The organism is Streptomyces sp. NPDC002044 (assembly GCF_040296725.1).
In the GTDB taxonomy this organism is placed as follows: Bacteria; Actinomycetota; Actinomycetes; order Streptomycetales; family Streptomycetaceae; genus Streptomyces; species Streptomyces antarcticus.
On record NZ_JBEOXU010000026.1, the window covers coordinates 18,084 to 35,500 of the forward strand.

Below are 17,417 nucleotides of genomic sequence, written 5' to 3' on the forward strand. Positions count from 1 at the left end.
CGCCCGCACGGCGCCGGAACCCCTCCCGGCTCAGACCGGGTACGGCAGCAGCCCCGCGTCGGTCTTCTCCCAGGCCGCCCGCAGCTCCGCCAGCCGGGCCGGCTCCACGGCCGCCTTGTCGGCCTGCTCGCGGACGTCACCGGCCAGGTTGAACAGCTGGTCCCGGCCCGCCTTGCCGCGGTAGTACTTCCAGTCGCCCCGGCGCAGCGCCCGCTCCCCGCGCACCCGCCAGAACAGGTCCCGCTGGGCCGGCTTCTCGCCGCGCAGCAGGTATCCGGCCAGGCTCACGCCGTCCAGCGGGTACGCCCGGTGCGGCCGTGTCCCGGCCACCTCCAGCAGCGTCGCCGTCCAGTCCGGGCTGAACACCGGGACGTGGCTGACCTGGCCGCCCTCCAGACGGGCGGGCCAGCGGGCGATGTTCGGGACCCGGATGCCGCCCTCCTGCAGCGACGCCTTGTTCCCCGACAGCGGCCAGTTGTACGAGAACCGCTCGCCGCCGTTGTCGCTGGAGAACACCACCAGGGTGTTGTCCTCCTGGCCGGAGCGCTTCAGCGCCTTCAGCACCTCGCCGACCGACCGGTCGAGGTCCTCGACCAGCTGCTTGTACTTCTCGACCGAGCCGCCGTCCTGGTGCCACAGCGCCCGCCCGTCGCCCGCCTTGATCCGGCGGACGATCTCGGCGCTCTCCTCCGTGTCGCCCTCGGCGATCCACGGCCAGTGCGGGGTCGTGTAGTTGAGGTTCAGCAGCCACGGCTTGCCGTGATGCTCGCGGCCCACGAACTCGCTCGCCCGCTCGGTGATGATCCGCGTGTAGTAGCGCAGGTCCTTGTACTCGGTGTCGCCCTCGTAGAGGTCGTACTCGCCGCCCAGGCCGAGCTTGGAGTAGTACTCCAGGGCCCCGCCGAAGTTGCCGAAGAACTCGTCCCAGCCGGACTTCGTCGGGCTGTAGTCGGGCAGGTAGCCGGCGTGCCACTTCCCGATCAGCGCGGTGGAGTACCCCGCCTCCTTCAGCAGCGAGGCCAGCGTCGGGTGCGTGGGCTCCAGGCCCGCCGACTTGTCGGCGATCGGCTCGGCGAGACCGCCCTTGGTACGGGCCGGGTAGCGGCCCGTGTACAGGCTGAACCGGGTCGGGGAGCAGGTCGCCGAGCCCGAGTAGGCGTCGGTGAACCGGACGCCCTGGCGGGCCAGCCGGTCCAGGTTCGGGGTCTTGATGTGCGGGGACCCGTACGAGGACAGGTCGGCCCAGCCCAGGTCGTCACCGAGGATGAACAGGATGTTCGGACGACGGGACCGGCGGTCCCGCGCGGCGCGGAACTCCCGTTCCTCGGGGGCCGCGTGGCGCTCCTCGGCGGCCTGCGCCGGCGAGGCGCCCAGCCCCACCGCGGCGGCGGCCGCGGTCACACCGACCGCACCCCCGAAGGCACGCCGGGACAGGGGGGATTCGTTCGAGCTCACAGAGGTACTCCAGGGCACGGCCCGCCGGCCCGCCCGGGGGCGGCGCGCAGCGGCGCACGGCACGGCGGGGCGGGCTCGGACGGGGAGCAGGAAAAAGAAAAGGAAATGCGAAAGGGAAAAGGCGGATGCCTACGCGCAGCGACGACAGATGGCGCTCGCGACACGGACCAGGTCCACGTGCCGGCGCTCGACGAGGGTGACGGTGCGGTCACCGAGAGGCTGCATGGGGCGGAGCTTGTACGAACCGGCAGGCACCTGTCAACCAGGGCATTCCGGATTTCGAGACGGTCACCCTCCGCACGGACGGACCGACTGTCCGCACTGTGACTTTTTCCCGGCCGTCCCCAATTCGGACCAGTGGTCGATCTCGCCTACACTCGGTTCCGTGCCTCGTGGTGATGGACGACTCAACCACGACCTGCTCCCCGGAGAGAAAGGCCCCCAGGACGCTTGCGGCGTCTTCGGTGTCTGGGCTCCGGGTGAAGAGGTCGCCAAGCTCACCTACTTCGGACTGTATGCACTACAGCACCGCGGACAAGAGTCCGCGGGAATCGCTGTGAGCAACGGTTCCCAGATCCTCGTCTTCAAGGACATGGGCCTCGTTTCCCAGGTCTTCGACGAAACCTCTCTCGGCTCGCTCCAAGGTCATATCGCGGTCGGTCACGCCCGCTACTCGACCACCGGGGCCTCCGTCTGGGAGAACGCCCAGCCGACCTTCCGCGCGACCGCCCACGGCTCCATTGCCCTGGGTCACAACGGCAACCTGGTGAACACCGCCGAGCTCGCCGAGATGGTCGCCGACCTCCCCCGTCAAGACGGCCGTGCCACCCAGGTGGCCGCCACGAATGACACCGACCTCGTGACCGCCCTCCTCGCCGGACAGACCGACGACGACGGCAAGCCCCTGACCATCGAGGAGTCGGCCACCAAGGTCCTCCCGAAGGTCAAGGGCGCCTTCTCGCTCGTCTTCATGGACGAGGGGACCCTCTACACCGCCCGTGACCCGCAGGGCATCCGCCCGCTGGTCCTCGGCCGCCTGGACCGCGGCTGGGTGGTCGCGAGCGAGACCGCCGCCCTCGACATCTGCGGCGCCAGCTTCGTCCGCGAGGTCGAGCCGGGCGAACTCATCGCGATCGACGAGAACGGGTTGCGCACCTCGCGCTTCGCGGAAGCAAAGCCCAAGGGCTGTGTCTTCGAGTACGTCTACCTGGCGCGCCCCGACACCGACATCGCCGGCCGGAACGTCTACCTCTCGCGCGTCGAGATGGGCCGCCGCCTGGCGAAGGAAGCCCCGGTGGACGCCGACCTGGTGATAGCGACGCCGGAATCCGGCACGCCCGCCGCCGTCGGATACGCCGAGGCCAGCGGGATCCCGTACGGAGTCGGCCTGGTCAAGAACGCCTACGTCGGCCGGACCTTCATCCAGCCCTCGCAGACGATCCGCCAGCTCGGCATCCGGCTGAAGCTCAACCCCCTCAAGGAAGTCATCCGGGGCAAGCGCCTGGTGGTCGTGGACGACTCGATCGTCCGCGGCAACACCCAGCGCGCCCTGGTCAAGATGCTCCGCGAGGCCGGCGCGGCGGAGGTCCACATCCGGATCTCCTCGCCGCCCGTGAAGTGGCCGTGCTTCTTCGGCATCGACTTCGCGACCCGGGCCGAGCTCATCGCCAACGGCATGACGGTCGACGAGATCGCCACCTCCATGGGCGCGGACTCCCTCTCGTACATCTCGCTCGACGCGATGATCGAGGCGACCACCATCCAGAAGCCCAACCTCTGCCGGGCCTGCTTCGACGGCGAGTACCCGATGGAGCTGCCCGACCCGCAGCTCCTGGGCAAGCAGCTCCTGGAAACCGAGCTGGCCGGCGGCACGGACGCCGCCGACGCGCTCCGCCGCCCGTAGGCCGGATTCCCGTCCGGCCCGCTCCACCTGCGCCGGGCCCTGTCTTTGAGGCTTCTCCCAGGGCCCGGCACCACCCGCAGTAACGACACGAAAGCTCTCTCCTGTCATGACAGAGAAGACCACCGGTGCCAGCTACGCAGCCGCAGGCGTGGACATCGAAGCGGGCGACCGCGCCGTCGAGCTGATGAAGGAGTGGGTGAAGAAGACGCAGCGCCCCGAGGTCCTCGGCGGCCTCGGCGGCTTCGCCGGCCTCTTCGACGCCTCCGCCCTCAAGCGCTACGAGCGCCCCCTGCTGGCCTCCGCCACCGACGGCGTCGGCACCAAGGTCGACATCGCCCGCCAGCTCGGCGTGTACGACACCATCGGCCACGACCTGGTCGCGATGGTCATGGACGACATCGTCGTCTGCGGCGCCGAGCCCCTCTTCATGACCGACTACATCTGCGTCGGCAAGGTGCATCCCGAGCGTGTCGCGGCCATCGTCAAGGGCATCGCCGAGGGCTGCGTCCTCGCCGGCTGCGCCCTGGTCGGCGGCGAGACCGCCGAGCACCCGGGCCTGCTGGGTCCCGACGACTTCGACGTCGCGGGCGCCGGCACCGGCGTCGTGGAGTACGACCGCCTCCTGGGAGCCGATCGCATCCGTACGGGGGACGCCGTCATCGCGATGGCCTCCTCCGGCCTTCACTCGAACGGGTACTCGCTGGTCCGGCACGTCCTCTTCGACCGGGCCGGAATGTCCCTGGACCAGGAGATCGCCGAGCTCGGCCGCACCCTGGGCGAGGAGCTGCTGGAACCCACGAAGATCTACTCCCTGGACTGCCTGGCCCTCACCCGTACGGCCGAGGTGCACGCCTACTCGCACATCACCGGCGGCGGCCTCGCGGCCAACCTGGCCCGGGTCATCCCGGACCACCTGCACGCCACGGTCGACCGGTCGACCTGGGCCCCCGGCGCGATCTTCGACCTGGTCGGCAAGGCCGGCCGGGTGGAGCAGCTGGAGCTGGAGAAGACGCTGAACATGGGCGTCGGCATGATGGCCGTCGTCCCCGCCGAGTCGGTGGACGTGGCGCTGACCGTGCTGTCCGACCGGGGCGTCGACGCGTGGGTCGCGGGCGCCATCGAGGATCGACGCAGCCTGGACCGCGGCGACCACACCGGGGGCGCCACCCTGACCGGCACCTACGCGAGCTGAACAGCACCGAAACCCGGCCCGGGGCTATGCCCTGGACCGGGTTTCGGCTTTCTGTCCTGCTGTGCCGACGCCGTTGGCGTCAAGCGCCGCGGCGGTGTGCCGACGGACCGGACTCTTCGTCCTCGTCGTCGTCATCGCCGTTGTACCGAGCCGCGTACTGCGCGTACGGGTCGTCGTCGTCATCGTCCTGATCGTCATCGACCTCGACCGGCTCGCTGATAGGCAGCGGCTCCGTCGGCGATGCGCCCAGCTCGTTGGCCAGACGCGAGAGATCAGTCCCGCCGCTGTTGTACTTCAGCTGGCGGGCGACCTTTGTCTGCTTGGCCTTGGCCCGGCCGCGCCCCATGGCTCGACCCCCTCGGTGACGGGGCTCGACGGCCCCAGAGTCTGACACGCGTTCATGGTTCGGAGCGGGCTCTCCGTGGAGAGACCGTCCGTAGGGGTTTAACGGTACCTGCTTCCGCGGCCATACGGTACGCCGCCCGCATGACGCGCCCCGGTGCAGAACCAGCGGGGCACCCCGTCCTCGCTGGTCAGCTGCGATTTTAACCCTTTCCTGGCGGGCGACCCGCCGAAGCGCAGTGAGTTCCGTCTCGCCGCGCCCCCGGCGGGCGCCCCCAGGGGTCCCCGGAGGGGTCAGACCGCGCGCACGGCGCGGGCGTCGGACATCCGCTGCTCGGCGATCCGGTCGGCCGCGGCGGCCGGCGGGATACCGTCCGCCTTCGCACGTGCGAATATGGCGAGGGTGGTGTCGAAGATCTTCGTCGCCTGGGCCTTGCAGCGGTCGAAGTCGAAGCCGCGCAGCTCGTCGGCGACCTGGATCACGCCGCCCGCGTTGACCACGTAGTCCGGGGCGTAGAGGATGCCGCGGTCCGAGAGGTCCTTCTCGATGCCCGGATGCGCGAGCTGGTTGTTCGCCGCACCGCAGACGATCTTCGCGGTGAGGGCCGGCACCGTCTCGTCGTTCAGGGCCCCGCCGAGCGCGCAGGGGGCGTAGACGTCCAGGCCCGGAACGCGGATGAGCGCGTTCGTGTCCAGGACCGCCGTGACCTTCCCCGGGTGCTTCTCCAGGATCCGGTGCACGGACTCTTCCCGTACGTCCGTGATGACGACCTCGGCGCCGTCCTCGAGCAGGTGCTCGACCAGGTAGTGGCCGACCTTGCCCACGCCCGCCACGGCGACCTTGCGGCCGCGCAGGGTCGGGTCGCCCCACAGGTGCTGCGCGCTGGCGCGCATGCCCTGGAAGACGCCGAAGGCGGTGAGCACGGAGGAGTCGCCCGCGCCGCCGTTCTCGGGGGAGCGGCCGGTCGCCCAGCGGGTCTCGCGGGCCACGACGTCCATGTCGGCCACGTAGGTGCCGACGTCGCAGGCGGTCACGTAGCGGCCGCCGAGAGACTCCACGAACCGGCCGTAGGCCAGCAGCAGTTCCTCGCTCTTGAGGACGTCGGGGTCACCGATGATCACGGCCTTGCCGCCGCCGAGGTCGAGACCGGCGAGGGCGTTCTTGTACGACATGCCGCGCGAGAGGTTCAGCGCGTCCTGGACGGCCTCCTCGTCGGAGGCGTACGCGTGGAAGCGCGTACCGCCGAGGGCGGGGCCCAGGGCGGTGGAGTGGATCGCGATGACGGCCTTGAGGCCCGTGGCTCGGTCCTGGCACAGCACGACTTGCTCGTGGCCGCCCTGTTCCGTACGGAACAGGGTGTGCAGGACGCCGTCGGTCATTTCGGTCACGGTGGTGACTCCCATGGAAGAGATGCGGCGGAATGACGCCCGCCCTGCGGGTGGGGGAGGGCGTGCTGGGAGCAGCGTAAGACCTGCGGGGCCCGCTGAGGCGACCTGTCCGGGGATCGGAACCCTCCCGGAGTACGGACCCCCGGGCGCGGGGGTTCCGGGGGCGCCCGCGGCCGTCCGCCACGCCGCCGGCGCCCCGGAGGTGAACCCGGCGCCCAAAGGGGGGAGGTAGGAGGGCGTGAGTGAATCCCCCGAGCCCCAGCTGCCGGCTGCCCGCACGGCGCCGACCGTCCCGTACGCCTCCTACCTGCGCGTCTACGAGCCACTGGCCGCCTTCCCCGAGCCGGAGCGTGCCCACTGGGCCGACTACGCCCGGCGCGGGGTGAGCCCGACGGCCCAGGACGAACTGCGCCGGTCGCTGGCCGACTTGGTGCGGGTGCCCGTGGTCGGGGTCCCGGCGCAGGAGAGCGCCGACGCCTTCACGGCGGAGGTCGGCGGGGTGCTGCTGGTCTGCCCGTGGCGCACCCGGCTCCGGGGCTGGCTGGCGCTCCAGGAACTGGTGGAGTGGTTCCCGCTCCCGGTGCTGGACGCGGCGCTCCCGCCGGACGCGCGCCGCCGGGCGACCGACGACTACGAGCGCTGGCGCGAGCGGAACCCGGACGCGCGCCCCTGGATCCGTACGGGGGTCTGGCAGGTGCCGCTGCGCTGGTTCGTGCTGGTGGCGGACGAGGAGCGGGAGTACGTGCCGGGCCGGCGGCTGCGCTACCGGACGCCGATGGTGCAGGCGCGCCGGCGGCTCGCGCGGGCCCTGCGGGTCCTGCGGGAGGCGGAGGGGTACGGGATGCTCGCCGACGGCCTGGTGGAGGTCGGCAGCTGGCTGGAGGAGTTCCACCCGGGCTCCATGGTCGAGCTGGACTACGGCGGGCTGCTGCACGCGCTGCCGGCGGACCGGCTGGCGGGAGACCGCTCGGCCCGGGACCTGGCCTCGGGCCTGGACGCGCTGCGGACGGGCGACACCGAGGGTGCGGTCGAGACGTACGAGGAGCTCGCGGAGCGCTGGAGGGCGGTGCGGGAGAGGCTGTTCGCGAATTAGGCCAGAAGTCGCCGCTACGGCCGGATCCGACCCCTGAAGGGGGCGCACGTACCGCTGTCTATCGGTCGATCAGCCATAAGTGCCTGATCAGAGCCCTGATCGTGAGATTTGGGACGTAGTGCCAGGACCTTCGTCCCGATACGGGCCATTGGCCCAAGCGTGACGGACCGCACTATCTACACCCTTGCGCCCTTCCCCTACCCTCGTGCCAAAATAGGACAAGGAGTCCGGGGAGGGTTCCTTCCGTCCAACTAAGGGTGGAATGCTCGGCATTGCGCTCTACGGGGGGTCTGACGACTCCTGATCGCTCTGTGACTGATCGTCACAGTGGGGTGACTGTCCGTTATGGGGCGGTCCATCGGCTTCCGCCGCTGATGAACACCTCGGAGGGCAATTCCGTCGGTTTGGCCCTTGGGGCTGGACGGATGGTGTAGTTGTAGTGCCGAGGACAAGCCGTTCGTCCTATAACCGACTCGGCCCGCGTATGTCCATTTCGGGCACCGCGGGCCAAGGTGCAGAATTTAGAGGAAAGAACCGAGATGGTTCGGTTCTCCCGAGGAGGCCGCTCATGACCGCTCGCACCCCTGATGCCGAGCCGCTGCTGACCCCGGCTGAGGTTGCCACGATGTTCCGCGTGGACCCGAAGACGGTCACCCGCTGGGCCAAGGCTGGCAAGCTCACGTCCATCCGCACCCTGGGTGGACACCGCCGTTACCGCGAGGCTGAGGTCCGCGCACTGCTTGCGGGAATTCCGCAGCAGCGCAGCGAGGCCTGAGGTTCCGCAGCACCCCTGTTTTAACGGGTCGTATTCGGGTCCCCCAATCCGATGAAACCCACATTGCTTCATGCGGCCGAACCTGCCCCAACAGGTTCACCGGTCGTTGATCGCGCTGGACTCCGCCGGGTCCAGCGCGATTTTTTTATGCCCAGGTCAGGGCGGTATCGGGCCGGACCGGGTCGCGCGGAGCGTTAGGTGCCATTGCACATATTAAATCGAGAGTGCGTAGGGGTGCGATAAAAGTACACGTCTCAAAAACCCGTACGGTGACTCCCGTCACAGATGATCACTCTTGTACATCCGGCAATGCACCCCGTAAGGGGAGGTCCCGCGCGAAGCGCGTCATGCGAACGGGGGATTCTGCGGCCCGAGCGGCCCGGCCCGCTGCCCCGGGAGCCGGAGCGCGGTCCCGCCCGTGGCCGCCGGACCGGTCAGGCGCGCGCCTGGGCCGTCGGGGCGGGTGTCCGGGGTGTTGGAGCGCCGGCGGCTCCCGGGGGGCCCCAGGGGCCGCCCAAGGCCGCCGCCGGGACTGTCCCCGTCAACGCGTCAGGGCCCGTATCCCCTGGGGGATACGGGCCCTGACGTTTCCTGCGAACCTGACGGGACTTGAACCCGCGACCTCCACCTTGACAGGGTGGCGAGCTAACCAACTGCTCCACAGGTCCTTGCTTGCTGCCGATCACCCGGCTGCGAAACAGACTGTACAGCAGCTCAAGGGGTGCAGTCGAACCGGTCAGGGGGCCGCGGCGTCCACCGCCTTCACGATCCGCTTGTCGGAGACCGGGTACGCCGTCCCGAGCGCGTGGGCGAAGTAGCTGACCCGCAGTTCCTCGATCATCCAGCGGATGTCGGTGACCGCGGCCGGCACCGGACGGCCCTTCGGCAACTGCTCCAGCAGCCAGGCGTACTCGTCCTGCATCTCGTGGACCTTCTGCATCCGCGTGGTGTCGCGCTGGACGCCCGTCGGCATCTGCTGGAGCCGCCGGTCGACCGCCACCAGGTAGCGCATGAGGTCGCCGAGGCGGCGCAGGCCGGTGAGCGTCACGAAGCCGGCCGGCATCAGCGCCGCCAGCTGCGTCTTCACGTCCTGCAGGTTCGCCACCAGGGTCAGGCTGTTCGTCGCCTTCAGCCGGCGCTCGCAGGCCTGCCAGGCGGCCAGCACCTGCTGCACCTGCGCGACCGTGCGGACGGTCGTGTCCACCAGGTCGGCCCGGACGGCCTCGTAGAGCGTGCGGAAGGCCGCCTCGTCCCACGCCGGGCCGCCGTGGGCGGCGATGAGCCGGTCGGCCGCCGCGGTCGCGCAGTCGTCGAACAGCGCCTGGATGGAGCCGTGCGGGTTCCGGGACAGGGCCAGCTTCTGCTGGTTGGTCAGGTGGTCCGAGGCGAACTTCGCCGGGTTCACCGGAATGTTCAGCAGGATCAGCCGCCGGGTCCCCAGCCACATCGCCCGCTGCTGCTCCGCCTCGGTGTCGAAGAGCCGTACGGAGACCGTGCCCGCTGCCGCTCCCTCGTCCACCAGCGCCGGGTACGCCTTCACCGGCTGGCCCGCGCGCCGGGTCTCGAAAACCCTGGCCAGCGTGCCGATGGTCCAGTCGGTCAGCCCGGAGCGCTCCACCGACTCCCCGCCCGCCCGCTCCGCGGTCGCCGCGGCGGCCTGGGACAGCGCCTTGCGGGCCTTGGGCCTCAGGCGCAGCCGCAGGGCCTCCAGGTCCTTGTCCTCGGCGAGGTTCTTGCGGCGCTCGTCGACGATCCGGAAGGTGATCTTGAGGTGGTCCGGGATGCGGGTCAGGTCGAAGTCCTCGGCCGCGACCGGCACTCCGACCATCCGCTGCAGCTCGCGCGCCAGCGTCACGTGCAGGGGCTCCTGCAGCGGCACGGCGGTCGCCAGGAAGCGGCCCGCGAAGTTGGGCGCGGGCACGTAGTGACGGCGGACCGGTTTCGGCAGCGAACGGATCAGCTCGGTGACGACCTCCTCGCGCAGCCCGGGGATCTGCCAGTCGAAGCCCGCGTCGGTGACCTGGTTCAGCACGTGGAGCGGCACGTGCACGGTCACGCCGTCCGCGTCCGCCCCCGGCTCGAACTGGTAGGTCACCCGGAACTTCAGCTGCCCCTGGTGCCAGGAGTCCGGGTAGTCGGCCTTGGTGACCCCCGCGGCCTTCTCCGTCAGCAGCATCTCGCGCTCGAAGTCGAGGAGTTCGGGCTCCTCGTGCTTCTTGTGCTTCCACCACGAGTCGAAGTGCGCGCCCGACACCACGTGGTCGGGGATCTTCTGGTCGTAGAAGTCGAAGAGGGTCTCGTCGTCCACGACGATGTCGCGGCGCCGGGCCCGGTTCTCCAGCTCCTCCACCTCGGTGAGGAGGCGGCGGTTGTCGGCGTAGAACTTGTGGTGGGTCTTCCAGTCGCCCTCGACCAGCGCGTTGCGGATGAACAGCTCGCGCGAGACCTCGGGGTCGATCCGGCCGTAGTTGATCTTCCGCTGGGCGACGATCGGCACGCCGTACAGCGTGACCTTCTCGTACGCCATGACGGCCGCCTGGTCCTTCTCCCAGTGCGGCTCGCTGTACGTGCGCTTGACCAGGTGCTGCGCGAGCGGCTCGACCCACTCGGGCTCCACCCGGGCGTTGACCCGGGCCCACAGCCGCGAGGTCTCCACCAGCTCGGCCGACATCAGGAACTTCGGCTGCTTCTTGAACAGCGACGAGCCCGGGAAGATCGCGAACTTGGCGGACCGGGCCCCCAGGTACTCGTTCTTGTCGGTGTCCTTCAGGCCGATGTGCGACAGCAGGCCGGCCAGCAGCGAGACGTGGATGACCTGCTCGGGAGCGTCGGCCTCGTTCACGTGGATGCCCATGGACCGGGCGACCGTGCGCAGCTGCGAGTAGATGTCCTGCCACTCCCGGATGCGCAGGAAGTTCAGGTACTCCTGCTTGCACATCCGGCGGAACGAGGAGGAGCCGCGCTCCTTCTGCTGCTCGCGGACGTAGCGCCACATGTTCAGGAAGGCCAGGAAGTCGCTGGTCTCGTCCTTGAAGCGGGCGTGGTTCTGGTCGGCCTGCGTCTGCTTGTCCGAGGGCCGCTCGCGCGGGTCCTGGATGGACAGGGCGGCCGCGATGACCATGACCTCGCGGACGCAGTTGTTCTTGTCGGCCTCCACCACCATGCGGGCGAGGCGCGGGTCCACGGGCAGCTGGGACAGCTGGCGGCCCATCGGCGTGAGCCGCTGCCCCTTCCTGCCCTCCGCGGAGGACTTCTCGCCCTGCTCCAGCGCGCCGAGCTCCTGGAGCAGCTGGACGCCGTCGCGGATGTTGCGGTGGTCCGGCGGGTCGATGAAGGGGAACTTCTCGATCTCGCCGAGGCCGGCCGCGGTCATCTGCAGGATGACGGAGGCCAGGTTGGTCCGCAGGATCTCGGCGTCCGTGAACTCCGGACGGGAGAGGAAGTCGTCCTCGGAGTAGAGCCGGATGCAGATGCCGTCCGAGGTACGGCCGCAGCGGCCCTTGCGCTGGTTGGCGCTGGCCTGCGACACCCGCTCGATGGGGAGGCGCTGCACCTTGGTGCGGTGGCTGTAGCGGGAGATCCGGGCGGTGCCCGGGTCGATCACGTACTTGATGCCCGGGACGGTCAGCGAGGTCTCGGCGACGTTCGTGGCCAGAACGATCCTGCGGCCCGTGTGCTGCTGGAACACCCGGTGCTGCTCGGCGTGCGAGAGGCGCGCGTAGAGCGGGAGGATCTCGGTCAGGCGGAGCCCCCGCTTCTCCAGCGCGTCCGCGGTGTCGCGGATCTCCCGCTCGCCGGAGAGGAAGACCAGGACGTCGCCCGGCCCCTCGGCCTGCAGTTCGTCCACGGCCTCGCAGATCGCGGTGATCTGGTCCCGGTCGCTGTCGTCGCCCTCCTCCTCCAGGAGCGGGCGGTAGCGGACCTCCACGGGATACGTGCGACCGCTGACCTCCACCACCGGAGCGTCCCCGAAGTGCCGGGAGAACCGCTGCGGGTCGATGGTCGCCGAGGTGATGATCACCTTGAGGTCGGGGCGCTTGGGCAGCAGCGTGGCGAGGTAGCCGAGCAGGAAGTCGATGTTCAGCGACCGCTCGTGCGCCTCGTCGATGATGATCGTGTCGTAGGCGCGCAGCTCGCGGTCCGTCTGGATCTCGGCGAGCAGGATGCCGTCCGTCATCAGCTTCACGAAGGTCGCGTCCTGGTCCACCTGGTCGGTGAACCGGACCTTCCAGCCGACCGTCTGGCCGATCTCGGACTTCAGCTCCTCGGCGATGCGTTCCGCGACCGTGCGGGCCGCGATCCGGCGGGGCTGGGTGTGCCCGATCATGCCCCGGACGCCACGGCCCAGCTCCATGCAGATCTTGGGGATCTGCGTGGTCTTGCCGGAGCCGGTCTCGCCCGCGACGATCACGACCTGGTGGTCGCGTATCGCCTCGGCGATCTCGTCCTTCTTCTGGCTGACGGGCAGGTTCTCGGGATACGTGACCTCCGGCATCCGCGAGGCGCGCCCGGCGAGCCGCTCGGCGGCCTTCGTGGCCTCCGCTGCGATCTCGTCGAGCACGGCCTGCCGGGCCTCGGGCTGGCGGATACGGCGGGCGCCCTCGAGGCGGCGGCCGAGGCGGTGCGCGTCACGGAGGGAGATCTCACCGAGAAGCGTCTGCAGGGCGGCGAAGGAAGTAGACATACCTGGTCGAGGATCTCACCCGGGGCGGCCGGGTGGCGAACGCATTTGTGCCCCTCCCCGTACCATTTCGGGACGAGTACCCCAGTTGTGTGAGTGAGAGGCAGCCCACCTTGTCCCGCCGTCGCCGTGTGTGGTGCCTCGCGGCAGCCGCGCTCGCGATGCTGCTGGGGGTGCTGGCGGGTCCGCCGGCGACGGCGGCGCCCGGATCGGGCCCGGCGCCGGTCTCCCCCGCGGTCCTCGCGGGGGCCGCGGCTTCCGGCACGGTGCAGGCGGCCTTCGCGGCGGCCCCCGGCGACCGGGGCCCCGTCTGCGATCCGGGGGCCGCCGGCCACGGCGTCCCCGCCGTCCCGGCGCGTTCCGGGGCCGACCACGCGCAGGCCCCGGCGGCCCGGCCGGCGCCCGAGGAGGCCCGGCCGCACGGCACGGCGCCCGTACGGGTCCCCGTACGCGGGCCCGACCGGCCGGCGCCCGGCCCGGTGGAGCTCTCCGTACTGCGGCACTAGACGGACCGGTCCCCCCCGGTCCGCCCCACCACCCCACCCGCAGTCCTGGAGCACCCGCATGCCCTCTTCCGCGTCCTCTTCCTCCCGCAAGCCCCTGCTGTACGCCGCCGGGGTCGCGCTCGCCGCGATCACCCTCGGTCTGGTGTCCTGGCAGGCCACCGCCCCCACCGAGCGGCCCTCCGGCGGGCCCGCGGCCGCCGCCTCCGGGCCCGCGGCCGACTCCGCCGCCGACCCGGCCGCCGCGCTGAAGGCGCTCGCCCGCCGCGAGTCCGGCGACAGGCTGGCGGTGGGCCGCGCCGACGCGCCCGTCGTCCTGATCGAGTACTCCGACTTCGCGTGCGGCTACTGCGGCAAGTTCGCCCGCGACGTCGAACCCGCGCTGGTGAGGAAGTACGTCGACGACGGCACCCTGCGCATCGAGTGGCGCAACTTCCCGATCTTCGGCGCCGCGTCCGAGGCGGCCGCCCGGGCCGCCTGGGCGGCCGGGCAGCAGGACCGGTTCGCCGCCTTCCACGCCGCCGCGTACGCCGACGGCTCGAAGGAGAAGGGGTTCGGCGAGGCCCGCCTCCTGGAGCTGGCCCGCCAGGCCGGCGTCCCGGACCTGGAGCGCTTCGCCCGGGACGCGGCCGGCGAGCGGGCCGCGTCCGCCCTGGCCGAGGACCGGGAGGAGGGCTACTCCATCGGCGTGACCTCCACCCCGTCCTTCCTCGTCAACGGTCAGCCGATCGCGGGCGCCCAGCCGCTGGCCGCCTTCGACGCCGCCATCGCCAAGGCCGGGGCGGCGGCCCGGAAGTGACCGGCATCGGATACCTGGCCGCCCTGCTCGGCGGCCTCCTCGCCCTGCTCAGCCCGTGCAGCGCGCTGCTGCTGCCCGCCTTCTTCGCGTACTCGATCGACTCGGGGTCCCGGCTGCTGGCCCGGACCGGGATCTTCTACGCGGGCCTGGCCACCACCCTCGTACCCCTGGGCGCGGCCGGCTCGTACGCGGGCCGGTTCTTCCACGGCAACCGCGACGCGCTGGTCCTCGCCGGCGGCTGGCTGATCATCGCCCTCGGCCTCGCCCAGATCCTCGGCCTCGGCTTCGCCTCGAAGCGCGCCTCGGAGCTTTCCGGGCGGATCCGGCCGACGACCGCCCTGTCGGTGTACGCGCTCGGCGCGGTGTACGGGCTGGCCGGCTTCTGCGCCGGGCCGATCCTCGGCAGCGTCCTGACGGTGGCCGCGGTCAGCGCCAGCCCCGCCTACGGCGGCCTGCTGCTGGCGGTCTACGCCCTGGGGATGGCCGTACCGCTGTTCGTGCTGGCGCTGCTCTGGGAGCGGTTCGATCTCGGCCGTCGGCGCTGGCTGCGCGGGCGGGCCTTCACGGCGGGCCGCTTCGAACTGCACACGACCTCGCTGCTGTCCGGGCTGTTCTTCGTCACCCTGGGCGCGCTGTTCCTCGCCTACGACGGGGCGAGCGCGCTGCCGGGGCTGCTGGACGTCGACGATTCGTTCGCGGTGGAGCAGCGGGTCCGCTCGCTGGCCGGCGGGGTTCCGGACGGGGCGCTGCTCGGGCTGGTCGCGGCCGGGGCGGCCGCCGTGGGCCTGATCCGGTGGCGCCGCCGGGCGCGGCCGGCCGCCGGGACCGGCGGAGCGGCCGGGGCCGCCGAGGGGGAGTAACGGCGAAGGCCCCGTCCGATGGACGGGGCCTTCTGGTGGTGGCTGGGGCCGGGGTCGAACCGGCGACCTATCGCTTTTCAGGCGATCGCTCGTACCAACTGAGCTACCCAGCCACGAAACCGTTTCCGGCTTCAGCGAACCTGACGGGACTTGAACCCGCGACCTCCACCTTGACAGGGTGGCGAGCTAACCAACTGCTCCACAGGTCCTTGCATTGTGCGAGAACAAGTCTCGCACATGGTGTTGCGTACCCCCAACGGGATTCGAACCCGTGCTACCGCCTTGAAAGGGCGGCGTCCTGGGCCACTAGACGATGAGGGCTAAAGGCCCGCCGGGCGCTTCTCAGCGCGTCGGGGACGTCAGAAGCATATGGGATCCGGGGAGCTATCGCCAAAACGGTTTCCTCCGGAGGGACAATGGCCCGGTGCTGGAGATGACGCGCGAGGAGTTCGAAGAGCTCGTCGCAGAGGCCCTGGACCGCATCCCGCCGGAGCTCACGCGGCTGATGGACAACGTGGCGGTGTTCGTCGAGGACGAACCTCCCGCCGACGACCCCGAGCTGCTGGGGCTCTACGAGGGGACTCCGCTGACGGACCGCGGCGAGTGGTACGCCGGGGTGCTGCCGGACCGGATCACCATCTACCGCAACCCCACGTTGCGGATGTGCGAGGACCGGGAGAGCGTGGTCGCCGAGACGGAGGTCACCGTGGTGCACGAGATCGCCCACCACTTCGGGATCGACGACGACCGCCTGCACGAGCTGGGCTACGGGTGACCCGGCCGGTCCCCGGCGGTGACGGCGGCCCGGTCGACCCCGACGTCGACCTGCGCGTGCCGGCGCAGCGCGCCGAGCCGCAGGGCCGGGTCCTGGCGGCCGTGGCGGCGGGCGGTGCGGCCGGGGCGTCGGCGCGGTACGGGATCGGACTGCTGTGGCCCGCCGCGCCCGGGGCCTTCCCGTGGGCGACCTTCTGGGTCAACGCGGCCGGCTGCGCGCTGATCGGCGTACTGATGGTGCTGATCGGCGAGGGCGGCCGTCCGGGGCGCCCGCTGGTGCGGGCCTTCGCCGGGGTCGGGGTGCTGGGGGGCTTCACCACCTTCTCCGCGTACGCCCTGGACTTCTCGCGGCTGCTGGACGAGGGGGAGGCGGGGACCGCGCTGGCGTACGCCGGGCTCACCGTCGTGGCCGCGCTCGGCGCCGTCTGGGGGGCGGCCGCGCTGACCCGGCGTGCGGTCGGGGGGCGCGGGTGAACTGGCTGCTGGTGGTGGCGGGCGCGGTCGTCGGGGCGCCGCTGCGGTACCTGACCGACCGCGCGGTGCAGGCGCGGCACGGCACGCTCTTCCCCTGGGGCACCTTCACGGTCAACGCGGCCGCCTGCCTGGTGCTCGGCGCGCTGGCCGGGGCGGCGCTGGCCGGGGCCTCCTCCTCGCGGCTGGACCTGCTGCTGGGGACCGGGCTGTGCGGGGCGCTGAGCACGTACTCGACGTTCTCGTACGAGACGCTGCGGCTGGCCGAGCGCGGCCGGACCTTCCTGGCCGCGGCGAACGTGGGCGCTTCGGTGCTGGTGGGGCTGGGCGCCGTGCACCTCGGGTCGCAGGTGGCGCGGCAGCTGTTCGCCTGACGGCGCCGGGCTTCGCGCGCAGCGGGTGCGCGCGGGGGCGTGTCCCTCACGGGTCAAAGGGAGTTGGGCACATTGACCCGCACATGCGGACTGCTCATCGCCTCATCACCCATGCTCCGGAGGTGCCCCGTGCGCCAGTTGTCCGCATCCCTCCGCCTGGCCGCAGCCGCGCTCGCGGTCGCGGCCTCGGCGGGCTGCATGAGCGTCGGCGAGGACGCCGCCACACCCGGTCCCTCCTCCTCGGCCGACCGCGGCGGCGCCGCGTCGGGCGGAGCCTCCGGCACCGGCCGCGGCTCGGGGGTCCACGGCAACGGGCAGGGCGTCAAGGACGGTACGGGGACCCGCGACGGCAAGGCCAGGGAGGACGGCAAGGGCTCCGGCGCGACCGGTGCCACCCCGAGCCCGGGCGCCCCGAGCGGCCCGCCGGGGGCGCCCTCCCCGTCGGCGGGACCCGGGGGCGGCGCGGGCGGCCAGGGCCCCCAGCAGCCCCCGCCGGGCGGCTCGGGCGGAACCGCGGGCGGCGGTTCGGGCGGGGGCTCGGGCGGCGGCCAGCCGCCGGCCAGCCCGCCACCGGAGCCGCCGCCGCCGACGCCCCCTGTGACGGAACCCACTCCGTCACCGCCGGTCCAGCCGACCCCGGAACCGGAGCCCAGTACCCAGCCGCAGCCGCAGGTGTAGCCGGCGCGGACCGCCTGCCGTGACGTCGGCAGGCCCTCCCGGGATCGGACATCGTCGCAGTTCAGGGCGGTGTTGGGTGGGGCGACTTGCCAGACCCGGGGGAGGGTGCGTATGGTTATAGATCGTTT

General features: G+C 71.4%; 16 protein-coding genes and 4 tRNA genes. 11 read left to right on the plus strand and 9 right to left on the minus strand.

Translation table 11 applies throughout. The features are described from left to right. Positions 1 to 30: 30 nt before the first annotated feature. Together ABT106_RS09770 and ABT106_RS09775 are read right to left on the minus strand one after the other, a co-directional pair. Entirely contained in the window at positions 31 to 1,455 is a 1,425-nt protein-coding gene (locus tag ABT106_RS09770; RefSeq protein ID WP_351274823.1) for a sulfatase-like hydrolase/transferase, read from the minus strand. A gap of 129 nt (positions 1,456 to 1,584) precedes the next feature. After that, positions 1,585 to 1,680 carry a putative leader peptide gene (locus tag ABT106_RS09775; RefSeq protein WP_312847264.1) on the minus strand — a complete coding sequence of 32 codons (96 nt, stop codon included), beginning with the start codon at positions 1,678 to 1,680 and terminating at the stop codon, positions 1,585 to 1,587. Positions 1,681 to 1,840: 160 nt separating this feature from the next. Between ABT106_RS09775 and purF the strand changes: the two genes are divergently transcribed. After that, positions 1,841 to 3,358, plus strand: a complete 1,518-nt coding sequence (gene purF / locus ABT106_RS09780) for an amidophosphoribosyltransferase (protein WP_267721639.1) — start codon at positions 1,841 to 1,843, stop codon at positions 3,356 to 3,358. A 106-nt stretch (positions 3,359 to 3,464) separates the two neighbouring features. Beyond that, entirely contained in the window at positions 3,465 to 4,550 is a 1,086-nt protein-coding gene (gene purM / locus ABT106_RS09785) for a phosphoribosylformylglycinamidine cyclo-ligase (RefSeq protein WP_351274826.1), read from the plus strand. A gap of 79 nt (positions 4,551 to 4,629) precedes the next feature. Here purM and ABT106_RS09790 read toward each other — a convergent pair whose 3' ends face one another. Beyond that, positions 4,630 to 4,896 (minus strand): DUF3073 domain-containing protein, encoded by a 267-nt coding sequence (locus tag ABT106_RS09790; RefSeq protein WP_351274828.1) that lies wholly within the window; start codon positions 4,894 to 4,896, stop codon positions 4,630 to 4,632. 290 nt (positions 4,897 to 5,186) lie between these two features. Further along, a complete protein-coding gene (locus ABT106_RS09795) occupies positions 5,187 to 6,281 on the minus strand; it encodes a Leu/Phe/Val dehydrogenase (protein ID WP_351274829.1) in 1,095 nt (364 codons plus the stop codon). Positions 6,282 to 6,519: 238 nt separating this feature from the next. Between ABT106_RS09795 and ABT106_RS09800 the strand changes: the two genes are divergently transcribed. Continuing rightward, on the plus strand, positions 6,520 to 7,374 hold the full coding sequence (locus tag ABT106_RS09800) for a DUF8083 family protein (protein WP_351274830.1): 855 nt from the start codon (positions 6,520 to 6,522) through the stop codon (positions 7,372 to 7,374). Between the two features lie 568 nt (positions 7,375 to 7,942). Then, positions 7,943 to 8,149, plus strand: coding sequence for a developmental transcriptional regulator BldC (bldC, locus tag ABT106_RS09805; protein WP_003949541.1), 207 nt, complete (start codon positions 7,943 to 7,945; stop codon positions 8,147 to 8,149). Positions 8,150 to 8,743: 594 nt separating this feature from the next. On the opposite strand, the gene ABT106_RS09810 is transcribed toward bldC, so the two are convergent. Together ABT106_RS09810 and hrpA are read right to left on the minus strand one after the other, a co-directional pair. After that, positions 8,744 to 8,817 (minus strand) — tRNA-Asp (locus ABT106_RS09810). 68 nt (positions 8,818 to 8,885) lie between these two features. Further along, a complete protein-coding gene (hrpA, locus tag ABT106_RS09815; RefSeq protein WP_351274831.1) occupies positions 8,886 to 12,833 on the minus strand; it encodes an ATP-dependent RNA helicase HrpA in 3,948 nt (1,315 codons plus the stop codon). 89 nt (positions 12,834 to 12,922) lie between these two features. On the opposite strand from hrpA, the gene ABT106_RS09820 reads away from it, so the two are divergent. From ABT106_RS09820 to ABT106_RS09830, 3 genes are read left to right on the plus strand one after another with little or no spacing between them, the layout of a single operon-like run. Continuing rightward, the gene (locus ABT106_RS09820) at positions 12,923 to 13,336 is read left to right on the plus strand and encodes a hypothetical protein (protein WP_351274833.1); all 414 of its coding nucleotides are present in this window, start codon (positions 12,923 to 12,925) and stop codon (positions 13,334 to 13,336) included. Between the two features lie 58 nt (positions 13,337 to 13,394). Next, the gene (locus tag ABT106_RS09825; protein ID WP_351274835.1) at positions 13,395 to 14,132 is read left to right on the plus strand and encodes a DsbA family protein; all 738 of its coding nucleotides are present in this window, start codon (positions 13,395 to 13,397) and stop codon (positions 14,130 to 14,132) included. After that, the gene (locus ABT106_RS09830; RefSeq protein ID WP_351274837.1) at positions 14,129 to 14,992 is read left to right on the plus strand and encodes a cytochrome c biogenesis CcdA family protein; all 864 of its coding nucleotides are present in this window, start codon (positions 14,129 to 14,131) and stop codon (positions 14,990 to 14,992) included. Before ABT106_RS09825 ends, ABT106_RS09830 begins: the two co-directional genes overlap by 4 nt. Positions 14,993 to 15,028: 36 nt before the next feature. Here the strand turns inward: ABT106_RS09830 and ABT106_RS09835 are convergent. The 3 genes from ABT106_RS09835 to ABT106_RS09845 form a co-directional block, all read right to left on the minus strand. Further along, positions 15,029 to 15,105 (minus strand) — tRNA-Phe (locus tag ABT106_RS09835). Between the two features lie 22 nt (positions 15,106 to 15,127). Continuing rightward, positions 15,128 to 15,201 (minus strand) — tRNA-Asp (locus tag ABT106_RS09840). 39 nt (positions 15,202 to 15,240) lie between these two features. After that, positions 15,241 to 15,313: transfer RNA gene (locus ABT106_RS09845), tRNA-Glu, on the minus strand. Positions 15,314 to 15,416: 103 nt separating this feature from the next. Here ABT106_RS09845 and ABT106_RS09850 point away from each other — a divergent pair. From ABT106_RS09850 to ABT106_RS09865, 4 genes are all read left to right on the plus strand, one after another. Beyond that, complete coding sequence (locus tag ABT106_RS09850) at positions 15,417 to 15,767, plus strand: metallopeptidase family protein (RefSeq protein ID WP_266935388.1); 351 nt, start codon at positions 15,417 to 15,419, stop codon at positions 15,765 to 15,767. Next, positions 15,764 to 16,240: a fluoride efflux transporter FluC gene (locus tag ABT106_RS09855; protein WP_351274839.1), complete on the plus strand. Its 477-nt coding sequence runs from the start codon at positions 15,764 to 15,766 to the stop codon at positions 16,238 to 16,240. Before ABT106_RS09850 ends, ABT106_RS09855 begins: the two co-directional genes overlap by 4 nt. After that, positions 16,237 to 16,611: a fluoride efflux transporter CrcB gene (gene crcB, locus ABT106_RS09860; RefSeq protein ID WP_267721651.1), complete on the plus strand. Its 375-nt coding sequence runs from the start codon at positions 16,237 to 16,239 to the stop codon at positions 16,609 to 16,611. The genes ABT106_RS09855 and crcB overlap by 4 nt, the downstream gene beginning before the upstream one ends. A 138-nt stretch (positions 16,612 to 16,749) precedes the next feature. After that, entirely contained in the window at positions 16,750 to 17,289 is a 540-nt protein-coding gene (locus ABT106_RS09865) for a hypothetical protein (RefSeq protein ID WP_502979283.1), read from the plus strand. Positions 17,290 to 17,417 lie beyond the last annotated feature (128 nt).

Coding starts and splice junctions, on each gene's coding strand:
- ABT106_RS09775 (WP_312847264.1), bottom strand. CDS start 1,680: ATGCAGCCTCTCGGTGACCGCACCGTCACCCTCGTCGAGCGCCGGCAC.
- purM (WP_351274826.1), top strand. CDS start 3,465: ATGACAGAGAAGACCACCGGTGCCAGCTACGCAGCCGCAGGCGTGGAC.
- ABT106_RS09790 (WP_351274828.1), bottom strand. CDS start 4,896: ATGGGGCGCGGCCGGGCCAAGGCCAAGCAGACAAAGGTCGCCCGCCAG.
- bldC (WP_003949541.1), top strand. CDS start 7,943: ATGACCGCTCGCACCCCTGATGCCGAGCCGCTGCTGACCCCGGCTGAG.
- hrpA (WP_351274831.1), bottom strand. CDS start 12,833: ATGTCTACTTCCTTCGCCGCCCTGCAGACGCTTCTCGGTGAGATCTCC.
- ABT106_RS09825 (WP_351274835.1), top strand. CDS start 13,395: ATGCCCTCTTCCGCGTCCTCTTCCTCCCGCAAGCCCCTGCTGTACGCC.